An 18328-nucleotide genomic window follows, 5' to 3' on the forward strand; every position below is an offset into this window, starting at 1 on the left:
TCTATTTCTCAATCAGTTTTAGAACTGCGTTTGCGGCTTGTTGGTCCGCATCTTTACGAATCCAATGATGCATTTCCGTAAATTTATCTAACATCGGTTTATTGTCGCTTTCCAATAAGCGAGAAACCTCAGTAAACAAATTGTCTGGTGTGCACTCATCTTGTAGATATTCTTTGACGAGCTCATCATCCGCCAAGATATTCGGCAATGACACATACTTCGTTTTCAATAGACGTTTAGCTAAGAAAGCAGTAAATGCATTCACACGATAACCCACCACCATTGGACGCTTGAGAAGCATACACTCCAACGCTACGGTACCGGAGGCCAACATCACGGCATCGGATGCGGTGATGACGTTGCGTGCGGTGTCATCAACTAACTTGAAGTCCAACTCTGGCGCTAGCGCTTTCCATGCTTGTTCAAACTGCTCACGGCGTTTTTGATTAACAAGCGCGACAACAAACCCCAGTTCTGGAAATTTTTTATGGAGTAACTTGCAGGTTTCAATAAATGGCTCTGAGAGCATTTTTAACTCGCTACCACGACTGCCTGGCAGGACAGCAAGCCACTTTTTATCTTGTTCTAAACCAAGCAACTCACGTGCAGGCGCTTGTTCTGATTCTAGTGGGATGGCATCAGCCAAGGTATGACCAATGAACTCGCAAGGTACATTAAATTTGTCGTAGAACGCTTTCTCAAACGGAAGAAATGCTAGCACCAAGTTCGTTGCCGCTTCTATTTTAAAGATGCGCTTCTGACGCCAAGCCCAAACAGACGGACTCACGTAATGAACGGTTTTAATGCCCGCTTGCTTGAGGTCAAGCTCCAGGCGTAAGTTGAAGTCAGGAGCATCGATCCCGATGAAAACATCAGGCGGATTCTGAGTAAAATACTGAACGAGCTCAGCTTTCACTTTAAGAAGTCTCGGTAAGCGGCCTAAAACCTCGACTAATCCCATCACCGCAAGCTCTTCCATATCAAACAGAGACTCGCAACCTTGGGCTATCATTTTCGGACCACCAATGCCTACGAACTCTGCGTCTGGATATTGTTGCTTTACTGCTTTGATAAAGCCTTCACCTAGCGTATCGCCAGACAATTCTCCGGCAATGATGCCAATACGTAATGGTCTTTCCATATCTACTTCGCTATTTTTCCTGTGCGCTATGGATAACGGTTTGCCTTATCCATAAAACACAAAAAGATCGTAACCTCAAATTTGGTCACGATCTTTTTATTTATTGGTTCATTCGCCAATTAACGAATAATGCCACGTTCCGTCGTTTCCAGAATATCTGAGAAACGCTTCACAGCCGGCCACTCTTGAGCCATTTCAGCCAGAATAGGCTTCACTTCTTCTAGCGTCTTACCTGAACGGTAGATTTCTTTATACGCTTTTTGTAACGCACGAATCTCTGGTTTCTCAAAGCCATTACGCTTCAAGCCAACAAGGTTCAAGCCGAATGGAGTAGCGTGGTTACCTTGCGCGAGTACATAAGCTGGGACATCTTGCACCACAGCTGAACAGCCGCCAATGTATGCGTAAGCGCCCACTGTACAAAACGGATGAATCGCAGACAGTGCCATCACACCGGCATAGTCATCAACAGTAACGTGACCACCAAGAATCGAGTTATTACCGATATGAGTGTGGTTACCAATAACAACATCATGCGCAACGTGTGCATTCACACACAATAAGTTGTCATCACCAATGATCGTGGTTGCTTTGTCTTGCACTGTGCCGCGGTGAACTTGGACCGCTTCACGAATGACGTTACGGTCACCGATAACCACAGTTGTGTCTTCACCACCGTATTTTTTGTCTTGGTTTTCTTCACCAATGACAGCATGTGGGAAAATACGGTTATCTTTGCCAATAGTTGTGTGACCTTTGATCACAACGTGAGACATCACTTCTGTGCCTTCACCAATTTCAACCGTAGAGGTGATGTACGTAAAAGGACCTACTGTTACGTTAGCACCAATTTTGGCGCCCTCTTCTACCACCGCTGCCGGGTGGATTTTAGCGGTTTCATGAATCATATTAAAACTCTCGACGAGCACACTTCAGTTCTGCAGAACATACCACTTCACCGTCAACTTTTGCTACACCGCTAAATGCAGCAATGCCGCGACGTTCTTTCAGAAATTCTACCTCAATAACCAATTGGTCGCCCGGAACCACTGGTTTACGGAATTTCGCGCCGTCTACGCTTGCAAAGTAGTACAGTTCATTTTCTGTTGGTGCACCAAATGATTTAAATGCAAGTAAGCCTGTTGCCTGAGCCATTGCTTCTAAAATCAAAACACCTGGGAATACTGGTAGTTGAGGAAAGTGACCTGTGAACTGAGGTTCGTTAACCGACACGTTTTTAATCGCGTGAAGGTACTTCTCTTCTTGGAAGTCTATCACTCGGTCGATCAATAAGAATGGGTAGCGATGAGGTAGTAGCTCTTGAATTTCAGAGATGTTCATCGTTTTCTTTTCAGTAGTCAAAGTCGTCTTCCTATATCAATTTTTTGCCGCCAAGATGGCAAACGTGGCAACAGGTCGTAAAGCCGAATCGCTTTGCAATATACTAGCAAAATACGCACCATCTTGGAGTTAAATCTACTTAGAGCGCGTCATTATAGAAGAAAAAGACCCGCATTTCGCGAGTCTTCTTACAGAATATGGAACTAGAGCTTGTTAGCCTTCGTGTTAAGTACAGAGCGAAAGATAACTTGTTCTAAATTTCTTCTTTCTGTTCCAGCTGTTTTTCAACCGCTTTTAGGCGCTTATTCATCTCATCAATACGGTGAACTCGAGTCGCGGTCTTACGCCACTCTCTGTTCGTTTGTAGTGGGATACCTGATGAGTAAAGGCCTTTTTCTTCGATACTGCGCATTACCATGCCCATACCTGTAATAGCCACACCATCTGCGATAGTGATATGGCCATTCAGAACAGACGCGCCGCCAATCTGGCAGTACTTACCAATTTTTGTACTGCCCGCGACAATAGTACCACCAGGCATCACGGTACCATATCCGATCTGCACGTTGTGCGCGATTTGAAGTTGGTTATCCAGAATGACATTGTCTTCAATGATAGTATCTTCGAGTGCACCGCGGTCAATCGTAGTACAAGCACCAATCTCAACGCGGTTACCGATACGCACTGAACCAAGCTGAGGAATTTTGATCCACTCGCCTTTGTCATTCGCATAACCGAAGCCATCAGAGCCAATGACGGTACCCGATTGAACGAGACAGTCATCACCCAATGACACTTCATGATAGATAGTGACATTAGCCCAAAGCTTGGTGTTATTCCCTAGCTTGGCGTTCTTACCGATAAAACAACCAGCGCCAACGCTTACGTTATCGCCGAGTTCTACGCCCGTTTCAATCACAGCGTTAGCGCCGATTGTAACGTTCTCACCCATCTTAACGTCAGCGGCAATCACAGCACTTGGTGCAATATCGTCTGCCGGTTTTGGTGTGGTATCCATCGCTTGGACCACACGAGCAAATGCGACATAAGGGTCTGAAACCACTAGCGCATTTCCAACGCATTGATCTTTATGCTCAGCCTTTACCATAACGACGGTAGCTTGGCACTCAGAAAGGTGTTTTGCGTATTTTGGGTTAGACAAGAAGGTTACGTCACCTTCTTGTGCTTTATCCATTGGAGCAACACGGCTTACAACGAGAGACTCGTCACCAAACAGCTCACCCCCGGTAATTGTCGCCAATTCGGCTAATGTTAATGTCTTCATAACTTCTTATTTTAGAGCTTTAATTACGTCTTCAGAAATATTGTATTCTGGCTTGCCGTACTGCAAAGCAGAGATATCAATCACAAGATCGTAACCATTTTTGTCTGCGACTTTCTTAACTGCATCTTGAATCGTTTTGAAAAGCTTCGCTTTTTCTTCAGCTTCACGACGCGCACTTGCTTTTTCAAGTGCTTGTGCTTTCACTTTGTACTCGCTGTCTAGCTTCGCGATATCGATACGTAGCTTTTCTACTTCGTCTTGACCCAAAAGCTCACCGTCACGTTGTAGCTTTTCGATCTTTGTTTTAGCTTGCGCTTGGATTGACTTCAGTTCATCAGCTTTGCTTTTGAAGTCTTTCTGCATTTTTTGTAGTACAACTTCACGTTGAGGAAGAGCTTGGAAAACTTGAGCTGTATTTACGTAAGCAATTTTCTGTGCAGCTTCTGCCGCATTTGCAAACATTGAAGAGCTCAGTACAAGAAGGCCAATCCCAGCCGCTTTGATCATTTTATTCAAAATATTTTCCTCTTTAGAAAGTTCTACCGATAGTGAATGTGAAGAACTCTTCATCATCGCCATCAAATTTCTTAATTGGTTTCGCTAGTGAGAAGACTAGTGGCCCCATTGGAGACATCCACTGCAACGCCGCACCGTAAGAAGAGCGGTAGTTGGTTGGATCTGAGTAATCGTAGTAGTAGTTAGCACCCGAAATGTTGCTATTTTCTCGATAATCAAACTCGGTATCCCAAACACTTGCCATATCAAAGAAGATACTGGTACGAATTTGGTTTTGTACTTCCTCTGATGCGAACGGCGTTGGAACGATCAACTCAATACTTGCTAATGCGACTGCGTTACCACCCACTGAATCATCTGTCGCAATATCTGTACCATTGTTAGAGCCGGATGTATCGCGGTAAACCGCTTTAGGGCCAACAGAGTTTGAGCCAAAACCACGAAGCGATGTAAAGCCACCGGCGTAGTAGTTTTCGTAGAATGGGAACAAGTTATCGTTACCATCCGTTTGACCGTAACCATTACCGTAACCTAAGCGGCCACGGAACAAGAGGGTAAACTCGTGCTTTTTAGTCAATGGCACATACTGGCGAACATCGTACTGCATTTTGAAGTATTGAACATCAGAGCCAGGTACGGTCATTTTATAGAATGCACGCTGATGGTTACCTGCCGTAGGGAAATAGCCACGGTTTAAGTTATTACGTGTCCAAGAGATATTGAAGTCGAAGTCGTTCGTATTCAATGCCCCACTTGAATCTATATTATCTTTTTGCGCTTCTAAGAACTGCTCTACCTGCAAGTAAGGCGATAAGTTACCGATCTTGTTGTGCGTATAACCGACACCGAATTCAAAACGGTTCAACTCATCGAATGGGAAGCCCCACGTTAAGCTCGCGCCATAGCTTTCGTTGGTATAGTCAACGATATTGGCTTCTTTAGCTTCAAATTCGTTATAGAAAACCTTACCACCTAAGCTTACACCGTCTAAGTTCCAGTACGGATCACGGTAATCAAGACTGATGTTTTTCTGGTAGTCATTCATCATCGCGTTGATACCAACACGGTTACCGCTACCAATAAAGTTATCTTGTTGCAGGCCAACCTGGAAGCTCACACCCGATTCTGTACCGTAGCCAACACCGAAGTTAACGCTACCAGAGTTCGCTTCTTTGACAGAGTAAACTAGGTCAACTTGATCATCACTACCAGGAACTCGAACCGTCTGTACTTCAACATTTTCAAAGTAGCCCAAACGATTTAGACGAGTTTTACCCGTTTCAATCGATTTCGAGTTCAACCAACTGCCTTCCATCTGACGCATTTCACGACGAAGGACTTCATCTTTGGTTGAGTTATTACCCGTGAAGCGAATATCACGAACATAAATTCGGTTACCCGGGTCTACGTTAACGACCAAAGAAACTTCTTGATTCTCGTCGTCAAACTCTGGAATGGTATTCACTTGAGGATAAGCATAACCGGACTCACCAAGCACACGCTTAATTCCTTCTTCCATTGAAGTCACCAACGAGCCGTTGTATGTCTCATTGTCTTCAAATGGCACAAGTCTTTCGAACGTCGCTTCCTCACCAATCAAATCACCACGGAACTTCACGTCCTTAACGGTGTAAACCTCGCCCTCTTCTAGACCAAGAGTAATGTATACCCCTTTCTTGTCAGGAGAGATTGCAACTTGTGTCGAATCAACGTTAAATTTTAAGTAACCACGATCCAGGTAGAATGATTTGAGTGCTTCAATATCACCTGCAAGGACTTGCTTTTGATACTTTTCATCAGAAAGGAAATTCCACCACGGCACATCAACATTTAAGTTAAAGCGCGAAAGCAGTTCTTCATCACTGAACACTTCATTACCGATAAAGTTGATTTGCTGAATTTTTGCCGACACACCTTCAGTAAAGACAAACTTAAGATCAGAACGATTACGTGGTAGTGGAGTCACCACCGCTTTTACTGTTGCGTTGTATTTACCTACGCTGTAGTAAAAGTCTTCTAAGCCTTTTTCAATGTTGCTTAGCGTGGTGCGGTCAAGCGCTTCACCTTCACGAACGCCAGACGCGTTCAGGTTTTCTTGTAGCTGCTCGTCCTTGATTGCTTTGTTACCTGAAAAAGAGATGCTTGCAATGGTAGGACGTTCTTTGACTTGAACCATCAGAACACCACCGTCACGCAACACTTTCACATCTTCAAAGTTACCAGATGCATACAGGGCGCGGATAATTTCTGCAACATCGCCTTGGCCAATGGTATCACCGACACGTACAGGCATTTTCAACAATGCAGCACCCAGTGCTACACGCTGCAATCCATCGATTTCAATATCTTGAACTACGAAGTTCTCTGCTCCATTTGCAGATACACTGGTCGCCAGTAAACTTGCAAATAGAATTCGCTTAATCGCCATACTTGTTCTAATTATTCCTTGCTACTGCTTTTGTCTCTGAACTATCACAGACGAGTAAAATCATTAAATAGCGCTAACGCCATGAGCGAGAAGATGATCGCACCACCAATTCTAAAGCCCATTTCCTGCACTTTCTCAGGAACAGGACGTCGAATGACTGCTTCAATTGCAAAAAACAACAAATGACCGCCATCCAACATTGGTAAAGGAACGAGATTAATAATACCTAGGTTAACACTAATTAGAGCGAGAAAACCTAAAAAGTAGACCAAACCATAATCTGCTGTCGCGCCTGCGCCTTTGGCTATTGATATTGGTCCACTCAGATTATTCAGACCAACGTCTCCAACAATCAGCTTCTTAAGCATGCTGATTGTCAAACCAATGACTTGGCCAGTTTTGTCTACTGCTTTACCTATTGACTCGAATACACCAAACTGAAGATCGAAGCGATAACTTTCTGGCCATTCTGCGACTTTAGGTGCAATACCTGCAAAACCAACGACTTCTTTGTTAGCTAGCTCACGGCTACCGGGCGTCAGCGTCAATGTTTGCTCATAACCCTGACGTAACACCGTCAATTCAAGCGGTGTATCAGGATTAGAACGAACCGCTTCAACCACTTGCTTCCATTCGGTTACTCGTTGTTGACCAATTGCGACAACCTCATCACCTGGAAGCACACCGGCTTTTTCCGCCGCTCCACCTTGCGAGACCTGCTCGATAACTCGATACACCTCCGGTGTATACGGAGCAAAACCTAACGACTGCATCGCTGACTGAGTTTCTGGGTCAAACTTCCACTCACGTAAATCGAGCGTTTTCGTTACTTCTGAACCAACTTCATTCGCTGACGTTAGTGTTACCGTCATCAAATCATCGCCAATATGAGAAATCAATCCCATATTTACTGATTCCCAATCCGGAGTTTTGATACCAGATATCGATTTAAGTTCCATTCCAGATTCAATTCCAGCTTCCGCAACAATCGAATTGGGCGTAACTTCACCAATTACAGGCTTAACAGCTGGGATACCAATTAGAAATACCAGCCAATAGGCAAAAATTGCGAAAATAAAATTAAAGATGGGGCCAGCCGCAACAATAGAGGTTCGCTTCCATAACGGCTTCTTATCAAACGCTAGGTGCTTCTCATGCTCTGGCACCTCATCGACACGGCTATCAACCATTTTCACATAGCCGCCGAGAGGGATCATTGAGATGCTGTACTCCGTTCCGTCTTTGCCTACTTTACTCCAAATAGACTTGCCGAAACCGATTGAAAACTTTTCAACTTTAACGCCGCAACGGCGAGCAACCCAAAAATGCCCAAATTCGTGCACGGCAACAAGAATGCCCAGTGCGACGATAAAAGAAATGAGATTCCACAATATACCAGTCATCAGCTACGCTCGCGTATGGTTTCTAGGGCAATAGTTCGTGCCATTCTATCTAGCTCGAGCAAGCTTTCCAAGCTATTCGCATTCTCAGCTTTGCAGCTTGCGTTGATTTTATTCAACACAGACTCATTGATGCGAGCAATATCGGTAAAACCTAGTCTGTTATTTAAAAATGCATCAACAGCGACTTCATTAGCTGCATTCAATGCCGTTGTTGCGTGTTGACCTTCATAACAAGCATCAATTGCGAGTTTTAAACATGGGTAACGAGCAAAGTCAGGCTGCAAAAACGTCAGCTCACCAACTTTCGTGAAGTCTAGCGGCTTAACCCCAGCTTCTACTCTTGACGGGTATGACATGGTGAGCGCAATTGGCGTCGCCATATCCGCTTCTCCCATTTGTGCCAAGACCGAACCATCACGATACTGAACCATAGAATGAATCACAGATTGAGGATGAATAACCACCTTCAGTTGTTCGCGAGCAGCATTAAATAGCCACTTAGCTTCGATATACTCAAGGCCTTTATTCATCATCGTGGCAGAATCAACAGAAATTTTTGGCCCCATCGACCAGTTTGGATGAGCGATCGCCTGAGCGGGTGTCACCTGCTCCAGTTCTGCGATGTCAGTGTAACGGAAAGGACCACCAGATCCAGTCAACAAAATATGAGAAATGCCATGTTCTTGTAAATTGCAACGACCTAGATTGGTTTGTACTTGCTGTGGTAAACATTGGAAAATGGCGTTGTGTTCACTGTCGACGGGAAGTAACTCTGCGCCAAATTCTTCTACAGCATCAATAAATAGCTGGCCTGACATTACAAGTGCTTCTTTATTTGCCAACAAGACTCGCTTACCTGCTTTCACGGCAGCCATGGTAGGCAATAAGCCAGCGGCTCCTACAATAGCAGCCATTACACTGTCGACCTCGTCCAGCGAAGCTATATGACATAGCGCATCAGTACCACCTAGCACTTCGGTACCTGGCGAAACCGAGTGTAGCTCAGCTTGAAGTTGAGACGCCGCAGCTTTATCTGCCATGACCGCATATTTAGGTTGCCACTGACGACATAGACCGATCATCTTTTCAACGTTAGTGCTTGCCGCTAAGGCAACGACAGAAAACAGATCTGGGTTTTGTTCGACCACTTTAAGCGTGCTTGCACCAATTGATCCAGTAGCACCAAGAATCGTTAACTTTTGCATGTTGTAAGACCGTTAGAAAGCTCAGGAGCGACGACGCCGCTCCTGATAAATTAGAATACGTAGTAAAGAAGAGCAAAAACTGGGAATGCTGCGGTTAGGCTGTCGATACGATCTAGCACACCACCGTGCCCTGGGATAATGTTACTGCTGTCTTTAATGCCTGAGACACGTTTGAACATACTTTCAACCAGATCACCAAGCACTGAAATAACGACAGTAACCAGCGTAATCAGCACCATATGGACAGGGCTAGTGAACTGGATATCGAACCAATCAGCAAATGCCCACGCTACGATTAATGCCGTGATAATGCCACCAATTAGCCCTTCAATGGTTTTATTGGGGCTTACATGAGGAGCCATCTTACGTTTGCCTAAGCTTTTGCCTGCAAAGTAGGCGCCGCTATCTGCAGCCCATACCAAGAAACAAACGTACAACACAAGCTTTGCGCCGTGGTATGGATCTACAGTGATGTCATACGCTCTGAGAATAATCACACTCCAAAGGAATGGGATTAATGTCAGAAAACCAAATACATGACGTAAAACAAAATTACTTTGCCAAGATTTCGTCGTTTTGGGGTAAGTAATCGCCATTAAGCTAGCAATAATCCACCAAACAAAACCAATACCCAAGACGACATAATGAGGTGTCGTTAAGTGATTGAGGCTATATGCATCAGGCGAGATGTATAGAAAACTAAGTCCGGTAATAATGATTGCCGGCACAAGGGCAGCAATGCGAGAGTTGCTTCCTGTAAACTGAGTCCACTCCCAAAAACCTAATAGCGTTATTGCAGTTAAAGCGGCAATAAAGCCCATTAGCGGTAATTTAAAAATGCCTAAAATAACCAGGGGAGCTAAAATTAGTGCTGTTATTATTCTCTGTTTCAAACTAACTAGTCCTTATTGAGCTGCCATCAATGCCTTTATTTGTTCACCTGTACAGCCAAAACGACGTTCTCGGTTGATAAACCAAGTTACAGCTTCTACCAAACTGTCTTCATCGAATTCTGGCCAGTACTCTGGTGTAAAGTACATTTCTGCATAAGCCATTTGCCACAACATAAAGTTGCTGATGCGGCACTCTCCACTGGTGCGAATTAAAAGATCCACTTCCGGTAGGTCTGCCATGGTCAAATGCTCAGTGATTAGCTGCTCATTGATATCCTCTACACGAATTTCACCGTTACGTGCTTTTAGCGCTAACGTTTTAGCAGCTTCTGTGATGTCCCATTTACCGCCATAGTTGGCTGCAATGTTGATCACCATACCCGTGTTATCTGCCGTTAGGTTTTCTGCTTCTACAATTTTATTTTGTAGACGCTCACTAAATCGACTGGTATCACCGATCACGCGCAACCGTAAGTTATTTTTGTGTAGTTTTTTTACTTCACTAGACAGGACCGTGATAAACAGTTCCATCAAAAGACCCACTTCTTCCTCCGGACGACGCCAGTTTTCACTACTAAAAGCAAACAGCGTCATGGCTCTAATGCCTAGTTTTGAAGCAGCAGCCACGGTCTTACGAACGGCACTAACGCCTTTTTTATGACCAAATACGCGAGGTTTTCCTTTGGACTTAGCCCAACGGCCATTACCGTCCATAATGATGGCAATATGCTTAGGAAGGGAATCAGAGAAGGCTTGAGAATTTTGCATAGGGAGTTAATTGAGTTCCATCAGTTGGATAGACTAACATAAAAAAACGCTGAGCTGTGAGCACAGCGTTTTCCAACAGTGATGTGTGTGGGAGTATTAAACTTCCATCAACTCTTTTTCTTTTGCAGCAAGAACTTCATCGATCTTCTTAACTGCAACGTCAGTTAGCTTTTGAATTTCGTCTTGTGCTTTACGGTCTTCATCTTCAGAGATTTCTTTATCTTTTAGAAGCGCTTTAAGATCGTTGTTTGCGTCACGACGGATGTTACGAACAGCAACACGACCACCTTCAGCTTCACCACGAACGATCTTAACTAGGTCTTTACGACGTTCTTCCGTTAGCGGTGGAAGTGGAACGCGGATGATAGTGCCAGCTGACATAGGGTTTAGACCAAGGTCAGACGTCATGATCGCTTTTTCTACTTTCGGCGTCAGCTCTTTATCAAAAACCGTGATTGCAAGTGTACGTGCATCTTCAGCAATAACGTTTGCTACTTGGTTTAGAGGTGTTGCTGCACCGTAGTATTCTACAGAAATACCAGATAGTAGGCTTGGGTGTGCACGACCTGTACGAATTTTAGAAAGGTTGTTCTTAAGCGCTTCAACGCTTTTATCCATGCGCTCTTGCGCGTCTTTTTTGATTTCGTTAATCACAGTTTCACCTTAAAAATGTCATCTTTCCTGAAGAAAGCCTAAAACGGTTGAGCAAAGCAAGCACCACCCTAACGCTTTGGAGTGGCACCTTAAGCCAAGCTTATTCGTTGATGAGCGTGCCTTCTGCTTCGCCCATAACCACGCGACGTAGTGCGCCTGGCTTGTTCATATTAAATACGCGGATTGGCATTTTGTGGTCACGAGCTAGCGTAAACGCCGCCAAGTCCATAACTTTCAGCTCTTTATCCAGAACTTCTGCATAAGATAGCTTATCATACAGCTCTGCGTCTGGGTTTGCTACAGGGTCAGCAGTAAATACACCATCAACTTTCGTCGCTTTTAGTACGACATCCGCTTCAATTTCGATACCACGTAAACAAGCAGCAGAATCCGTTGTAAAGAACGGGTTACCAGTACCAGCAGAGAAGATGACAACTCGGCCTTGGCGAAGCTCACGGATCGCATCAGCCCAATTATAGTCGTCACATACGCCTTTTAGAGGGATTGCAGACATAACGCGCGCATTTACGTATGCACGGTGAAGAGCATCACGCATCGCTAGGCCATTCATTACTGTAGCAAGCATACCCATGTGGTCACCAACTACGCGGTTCATACCAGCTTCAGCTAGGCCTGCACCACGGAACAAGTTACCGCCACCGATAACTACACCAACCTGAACACCCAGTTCAACCAGTTCTTTAACTTCTTGTGCCATACGATCAAGGACCGCAGGATCAATACCAAAACCGTCTTCACCTTGAAGAGCTTCACCACTCAGTTTTAATAGAATACGTTGATACGCTGGTTTAGGGTTCGTAGTCATGGAGTTTACCTTCCAAAGAGAGTTGTTGATTAACAGTCATGAATAGACACAACTTCAGTTATGGCTATTCATCACGGCTAATCGTTCACTGCTCATAAAAAGACCGCAGCCTTGGCTACGGTCTAATCTTTATACAGTCTCTAAGGATTAACCTTTTTGAGCTGCTGCAACTTCTTCAGCGAAGCTCATTTCTTCTTTCTTCTCGATACCTTCACCTACTTCTAGGCGAACGAACGTAGAAACTGAAGCGCCTTTTTCTTTCAGCATTTCGCCTACAGTTTTCTTAGGCTCCATGATGAAAGCTTGACCTGTTAGAGAGATCTCGCCAGTGAATTTCTTCATGCGGCCAACAACCATCTTCTCAGCGATTTCAGCAGGCTTGCCTTCGTTCATTGCGATTTCAACTTGAACCGCTTTCTCTTTTTCTACTACGTCAGCTGGTACGTCTTCTGGGTTAACGAACTCTGGCTTAGAAGCAGCAACGTGCATTGCAACGTGCTTAAGAGTTTCTGCGTCGCCTTCACCAGCAACAACAACACCGATTTTCTCACCGTGACGGTAAGAAGCGATTGCAGTGCCTTGAACGTATTCTACGCGACGGATAGTGATGTTTTCACCGATTTTAGCTACTAGAGCTACACGTGCGTCTTCGAATTGTGCTTGTAGTTCTTCAACAGAAGCTTTTGAAGCTAGAGCTGCAGCTGCAACTTCTTCTGCGAATGCAGTGAAGTTACCGTCTTTAGCAACGAAGTCAGTTTGGCAGTTAACTTCAAGAAGAACAGCAACGCCGTTTTCTTCTTTGATGATGATTGCGCCTTCAGCTGCAACGTTACCAGCTTTCTTAGCTGCTTTCGCTGCGCCAGATTTACGCATGTTTTCAATTGCTAGTTCGATGTCAGCGTTTGCTTCTACAAGCGCTTTCTTACATTCCATCATGCCAGCGCCAGTACGCTCGCGAAGTTCTTTAACTAGAGCAGCAGTTACAGTTGCCATTCTGTCTTCCTCGTTTGATTCGAAATAAGGTAAAAAACAGGGGCCTAACATTGTCGGCCCCCATTGCTAACTATAACTTAGTTTATGCTACACAAAGGTTTCACATAGACCAAGTGTGACACAGAGCCGCTATTATTCAGCTTCTATGAAACCGTCTTTTTCAGCAACTGCAGCTACGTCTTTGTTACGACCTTCAGATACTGCTGAAGCAGCAGCGTTCAGGTATAGCTGTACAGCGCGGATCGCGTCGTCGTTACCTGGGATTACGTAGTCAACGCCGTCTGGGTTAGAGTTAGTATCTACCACAGCGTATACTGGAATACCTAGGTTGTTAGCTTCTTTAATTGCAATGTGTTCGTGATCAGCGTCGATTACGAATAGAGCGTCTGGTAGGCCGCCCATGTCTTTGATACCACCAAGAGATTTCTCTAGCTTCTCCATTTCGCGAGTACGCATTAGAGCTTCTTTCTTAGTTAGTTTGTCAAAAGTACCGTCTTGAGATTGAGTCTCTAGTTCTTTTAGACGCTTGATAGACTGACGAACTGTTTTGTAGTTTGTAAGCATACCGCCTAACCAGCGGTTGTTTACGTAAAACTGGTTGCTTGCGATTGCAGCTTCTTTAACAGCTTCAGATGCAGCGCGCTTAGTACCTACGAATAGAACCTTACCTTTCTTCTCGCCAACTTTAGCTAGTTCAGCTAGAGCGTCGTTGAACATTGGTACAGTTTTTTCTAGGTTGATGATATGAACTTTGTTACGAGCGCCAAAGATGAATGGCTTCATTTTTGGGTTCCAGTAACGAGTCTGGTGACCGAAGTGAACACCAGCTTTTAGCATATCGCGCATTGATACAGTTGCCATTTTAAAATCCTCTATGGGGTTAGGCCTCCACATTCCCCATAACTCCGACCAAGCTTCTGCTCAGCACCCCGGAATATGTGACGGAATGTGTGTGATTTAAAGATAAAAGGTTATTCGGATGAAGCTTGCTTCGCCGCTTAACTTTGCTAAACGAAGAGAACAGTCCTCTATTCCGGCGCGCTTTATACCATATTTTAGCTCACTGTGGCTAGTAAAAATTATTTCTTCACCGAGCCACTTTCTCCTATTTATAAGCAAAACTTTAAACATATGATCGAATTAAGAATGATGCATATTCCTATCTAACTTGGGTTAACGCCCCGATGTCTGATAGAATGCGGCCATTCGCACGTTTACGTGCTTAGGAATAAGTAGAGAAAGCCAATGTCAATCAAGATTAAAACTGCTGAAGAAATAGAACGCATGCGCATTGCGGGCAAGCTAGCCGCAGAGATTCTAGAAATGATCGAACCACACATCAAAGTTGGTGTGACGACAGAAGAGTTAAACAAAATCTGTCATGAGTACGCTCTAGAAAAAGGTGCATACTCTGCTCCGCTTGATTACCATGGTTTCCCTAAGTCGATCTGTACTTCAATCAACCATATCGTATGCCACGGTATTCCAGCGGAAAAAGACGAAATCGGTAGCAACGGCCAAATGAAGCCGGCGGTACTAAAAGATGGCGACATCTTAAACGTTGATATTACCGTAATCGTTCCAAATGATGAGAATGCCGATCTGAGCGTGCGTCCTCAGGGGTACCATGGTGACACTTCTAAGATGTTCCTAGTCGGTGATGTTTCGCCTGCAAACAAACGTCTGTGCATGGTAGCTCAAGAAGCACTGTATGTTGGTATGCGTACCGTTAAGCCAGGTTCAACGGTTGGTGACATCGGTACAGCTATCGAGAAGTACATCAAAGAGAACAACAAGAACAATCCTCGCAACAAGTTTTCTATTGTGAAAGACTTCTGTGGTCACGGTATCGGCGATGAGTTCCATGAAGAACCACAAGTGGTTCATTACAAGAACAAAGACCGCCGCGTATTAAAAGAAGGCATGTGCTTTACTATTGAGCCGATGATTAACGCAGGTAAATTTGGTTGCTCTGTTGATGCACAAGATGACTGGACTGTTTACACGGGCGACGGCAAGAACTCTGCGCAATGGGAACATACCATTGTTGTAACAAAAGAAGGTTGTGAAGTACTGACGCTTCGTAGCGACGATACGATTCCTCGCCTAATGAAAAACGCGTAAAGCTGACGACCACTCGTTGTTTACTATATCCCTGCTTCGGCGGGGATATTTTTTATCTGCCGCAAATTTGTTAGATTGTTATTAGATTAGCTTGCACGGATGGCAAATATGACACTTCAGTCCCCTCTTACCTTTTCCGATGAACAAATCAATATCGGTGAACTCAAACAAGAATTAGAGAAGTTTAGCTCTAATCAAAACCAAGAGTTTCTCAATCATCATCCGGTAACAAGCTTGGTTTTAGCCAGAGCTGAATATATGGATCTGCTTCTCAATCGTTTGTGGCAACATTTTGGCTTCAAGGATATTTACAACATTTCTCTGGTTGCCGTTGGTGGCTACGGACGCGGCGAGCTGCATCCGCTCTCCGATATCGATATTTTGATTCTGTCGAACAATAAACTGCCAACCGCATTAGAAGCAAAAATCAGCGAATTCATTACGCTGTTGTGGGATTTAAAACTCGAGGTCGGACACGCTGTTCGCACCGTTACTGAATGTGCTGAAATTGGTAAAGCCGATCTAACGGTCGCGACAAACCTGCAAGAAGCGCGACTGCTGTGTGGAAGCGAGGACACCTTTCAGGCACTGAAGAAAGTCGTGTTATCAGACTCCTTCTGGCCAAGTGAGACGTTTTACCGCGCTAAAATTCAAGAGCAGCGCGAACGCCATGCGCGTTACCACGACACGACCTACAACTTAGAACCGGACATTAAATCAACCCCTGGCGGGCTGCGCGATATTCATACATTAAGCTGGGTCGCTCGACGTCACTTTGGTGCTACTTCATTGTTGGAAATGAGCCGATACGGATTTTTAACTGACGCAGAATACCGAGAATTGGTTGAATGTCAGGACTTCCTTTGGCGAGTACGTTTCGCTCTGCACATGGAGCTTCGCCGCTATGACAACCGCTTGACCTTTGCTCATCAAGCACAAGTTGCGGAAAATCTAGGCTACGTCGGAGAAGGCAACCGAGGCGTAGAAATGATGATGAAAGAGTTCTACCGCACGCTTCGTCGTGTGGCAGAGCTCAATAAAATGCTACTCAAACTCTTTGACCAAGCGATCATTAATGGTGGGGCGACAGAAAGTGCCGAGATTCTCGATACGGACTTTCAACGTCGCGGTTCTTTAATTGAAGCGCGGAAACCCGCATTGTTCCAAGCTCGCCCAGAAACTATTCTGGATATGTTCTTACATATTGCTAACGACTCAACTATTGAAGGGGTGAGCCCACCAACGCTGCGTCAACTGCGCACCGCTCGGCGTCGGCTCAACAAGTTTTTGCACACCATTCCTGCTGCGCGTGAAAAGTTCATGGCGTTATGTCGTCACCCTAATGCTCTTCACAAAGCATTCAGCCTCATGCACCGATTAGGGGTTATGGCGGCCTATTTACCGCAATGGAGTCAGATTGTTGGTCAAATGCAGTTTGACTTATTCCATGCCTACACCGTTGATGAACACAGTATTCGCTTACTTAAACACATCAACACTTTTAGTGACCCAGAAAATCATGCGAAGCACCCTATTTGCTGTGACGTCTACCCTCGGATGCAAAAGAAAGAGCTGCTGATTATTGCCGCTATTTTCCACGATATCGGGAAAGGTCGTGGCGGCGATCACTCGATTATCGGTGAAGGAGAAGCGTACGACTTCTGCATTGAGCATGGTTTATCGAAGCCCGAAGCGAAACTTGTCGCTTGGTTGGTAAGACATCATCTATTAATGTCTGTCACCGCACAGCGCCGAGATATTTATGATCCTGATGTCATTACCGAGTTTGCCAAAAAAGTCAGAGACGAAGAATCTCTCGATTATCTTGTATGCCTGACAGTTGCAGATATTTGTGCAACCAACCCAGAACTTTGGAATGCTTGGAAACGAACTTTACTTGCGGAGCTGTATTACTCCACACAACGTGCTTTACGTAGAGGCCTAGAGAACCCTGTCGATGTGCGTGAGCGAATTCGCCACAATCAACAAATGGCCTCCGCAATGCTGCGCAAAGAGGGGTTTGCCGCGCGCGAAATTGAAGTATTGTGGCAACGCTTCAAAGCTGACTACTTCCTTCGTCATACCCATACGCAAATCGCGTGGCACTGCGAACACTTACTTCGCATGGAAGATCCGACTAAGCCTTTGGTGTTGATCAGTAAAAAAGCCACTCGTGGCGGCACTGAGGTGTTTGTATATACGAAAGACCAGCCTGCTTTATTTGCGACAGTCGTGGCGGAGTTAGATAGGCGTAATTTTAATGTACACGACGCGCAAATCATGACCAGCAAAGATGGGCACGTGATTGATACCTTTATGGTACTCGATCAACATGGCGAAGCGATCGATGAGTCTCGTCACGCCGCGGTGATTAAACACCTCACTCATGTACTGGAGGCAGGCCGACCAACCAAGATTAAAACGCGCCGTACTCCGAACAAACTTCAGCACTTTAACGTGAAAACCAAAGTCGACTTCTTACCAACCAAAGGTAAAAAACACACTTTAATGGAGTTTGTCGCGCTAGACACACCAGGGCTGTTGGCCAAAGTAGGCCGTACGTTTGCTGATTTAAATATCAACCTTCATGGTGCAAAAATCACCACCATTGGTGAGCGAGCAGAAGACTTGTTTATTTTAACCAGTGATGCAGGGGGAAGATTAAGTGAAGAACAACAGGATGAGCTAAGAGAGAGATTGATCGAAAAGTTATCTGATGAGGTCGCAGCTTAGATCAAACCTGCCAATCTT

Annotated in this window: 16 protein-coding genes; 2 read left to right on the forward strand and 14 right to left on the reverse strand. The window is 44.9% G+C overall.

The features are described from left to right. Window position 1: 1 nt before the first annotated feature. The 14 genes from lpxB to rpsB form a co-directional block, all read right to left on the reverse strand. Complete coding sequence (gene lpxB, locus R7E78_RS01435) at window positions 2-1141, reverse strand: lipid-A-disaccharide synthase (protein ID WP_065274758.1); 1140 nt, start codon at window positions 1139-1141, stop codon at window positions 2-4. Between the two features lie 119 nt (window positions 1142-1260). After that, window positions 1261-2049, reverse strand: a complete 789-nt coding sequence (gene lpxA, locus R7E78_RS01440; RefSeq protein ID WP_005380357.1) for an acyl-ACP--UDP-N-acetylglucosamine O-acyltransferase — start codon at window positions 2047-2049, stop codon at window positions 1261-1263. A 1-nt stretch (window position 2050) separates the two neighbouring features. Continuing rightward, window positions 2051-2503, reverse strand: a complete 453-nt coding sequence (gene fabZ, locus R7E78_RS01445) for a 3-hydroxyacyl-ACP dehydratase FabZ (protein WP_005380349.1) — start codon at window positions 2501-2503, stop codon at window positions 2051-2053. 232 nt (window positions 2504-2735) lie between these two features. Beyond that, on the reverse strand, window positions 2736-3767 hold the full coding sequence (gene lpxD, locus R7E78_RS01450; protein ID WP_005380347.1) for a UDP-3-O-(3-hydroxymyristoyl)glucosamine N-acyltransferase: 1032 nt from the start codon (window positions 3765-3767) through the stop codon (window positions 2736-2738). 6 nt (window positions 3768-3773) lie between these two features. After that, window positions 3774-4283: an OmpH family outer membrane protein gene (locus R7E78_RS01455; RefSeq protein ID WP_005391804.1), complete on the reverse strand. Its 510-nt coding sequence runs from the start codon at window positions 4281-4283 to the stop codon at window positions 3774-3776. A 13-nt stretch (window positions 4284-4296) separates the two neighbouring features. Further along, complete coding sequence (gene bamA / locus R7E78_RS01460; protein ID WP_005380335.1) at window positions 4297-6711, reverse strand: outer membrane protein assembly factor BamA; 2415 nt, start codon at window positions 6709-6711, stop codon at window positions 4297-4299. Between the two features lie 44 nt (window positions 6712-6755). Further along, a complete protein-coding gene (gene rseP / locus R7E78_RS01465) occupies window positions 6756-8114 on the reverse strand; it encodes a sigma E protease regulator RseP (protein WP_033905515.1) in 1359 nt (452 codons plus the stop codon). Further along, a complete protein-coding gene (gene ispC / locus R7E78_RS01470; RefSeq protein ID WP_005391796.1) occupies window positions 8114-9319 on the reverse strand; it encodes a 1-deoxy-D-xylulose-5-phosphate reductoisomerase in 1206 nt (401 codons plus the stop codon). The genes rseP and ispC overlap by 1 nt, the downstream gene beginning before the upstream one ends. A gap of 50 nt (window positions 9320-9369) precedes the next feature. After that, entirely contained in the window at window positions 9370-10212 is an 843-nt protein-coding gene (locus R7E78_RS01475; protein WP_005385351.1) for a phosphatidate cytidylyltransferase, read from the reverse strand. Window positions 10213-10224: 12 nt separating this feature from the next. Then, entirely contained in the window at window positions 10225-10980 is a 756-nt protein-coding gene (locus tag R7E78_RS01480; RefSeq protein WP_130545982.1) for an isoprenyl transferase, read from the reverse strand. A gap of 96 nt (window positions 10981-11076) precedes the next feature. Then, window positions 11077-11634, reverse strand: coding sequence for a ribosome recycling factor (gene frr / locus R7E78_RS01485; protein ID WP_005380330.1), 558 nt, complete (start codon window positions 11632-11634; stop codon window positions 11077-11079). Between the two features lie 100 nt (window positions 11635-11734). Next, window positions 11735-12460 (reverse strand): UMP kinase, encoded by a 726-nt coding sequence (gene pyrH / locus R7E78_RS01490; protein ID WP_005380329.1) that lies wholly within the window; start codon window positions 12458-12460, stop codon window positions 11735-11737. A gap of 147 nt (window positions 12461-12607) precedes the next feature. After that, window positions 12608-13453, reverse strand: coding sequence for a translation elongation factor Ts (tsf, locus tag R7E78_RS01495; RefSeq protein WP_005380328.1), 846 nt, complete (start codon window positions 13451-13453; stop codon window positions 12608-12610). Window positions 13454-13585: 132 nt separating this feature from the next. Continuing rightward, window positions 13586-14314, reverse strand: coding sequence for a 30S ribosomal protein S2 (gene rpsB / locus R7E78_RS01500; protein ID WP_262640574.1), 729 nt, complete (start codon window positions 14312-14314; stop codon window positions 13586-13588). 384 nt (window positions 14315-14698) lie between these two features. Here rpsB and map point away from each other — a divergent pair, with 384 nt between their 5' ends. After that, the gene (map, locus tag R7E78_RS01505) at window positions 14699-15577 is read left to right on the forward strand and encodes a type I methionyl aminopeptidase (RefSeq protein WP_005380326.1); all 879 of its coding nucleotides are present in this window, start codon (window positions 14699-14701) and stop codon (window positions 15575-15577) included. 108 nt (window positions 15578-15685) lie between these two features. Beyond that, complete coding sequence (gene glnD / locus R7E78_RS01510) at window positions 15686-18310, forward strand: bifunctional uridylyltransferase/uridylyl-removing protein GlnD (RefSeq protein ID WP_017636037.1); 2625 nt, start codon at window positions 15686-15688, stop codon at window positions 18308-18310. Window positions 18311-18328: the final 18 nt, after the last annotated feature.

The sequence above is a fragment of the Vibrio sp. YT-19(2023) genome (assembly GCF_033337395.1).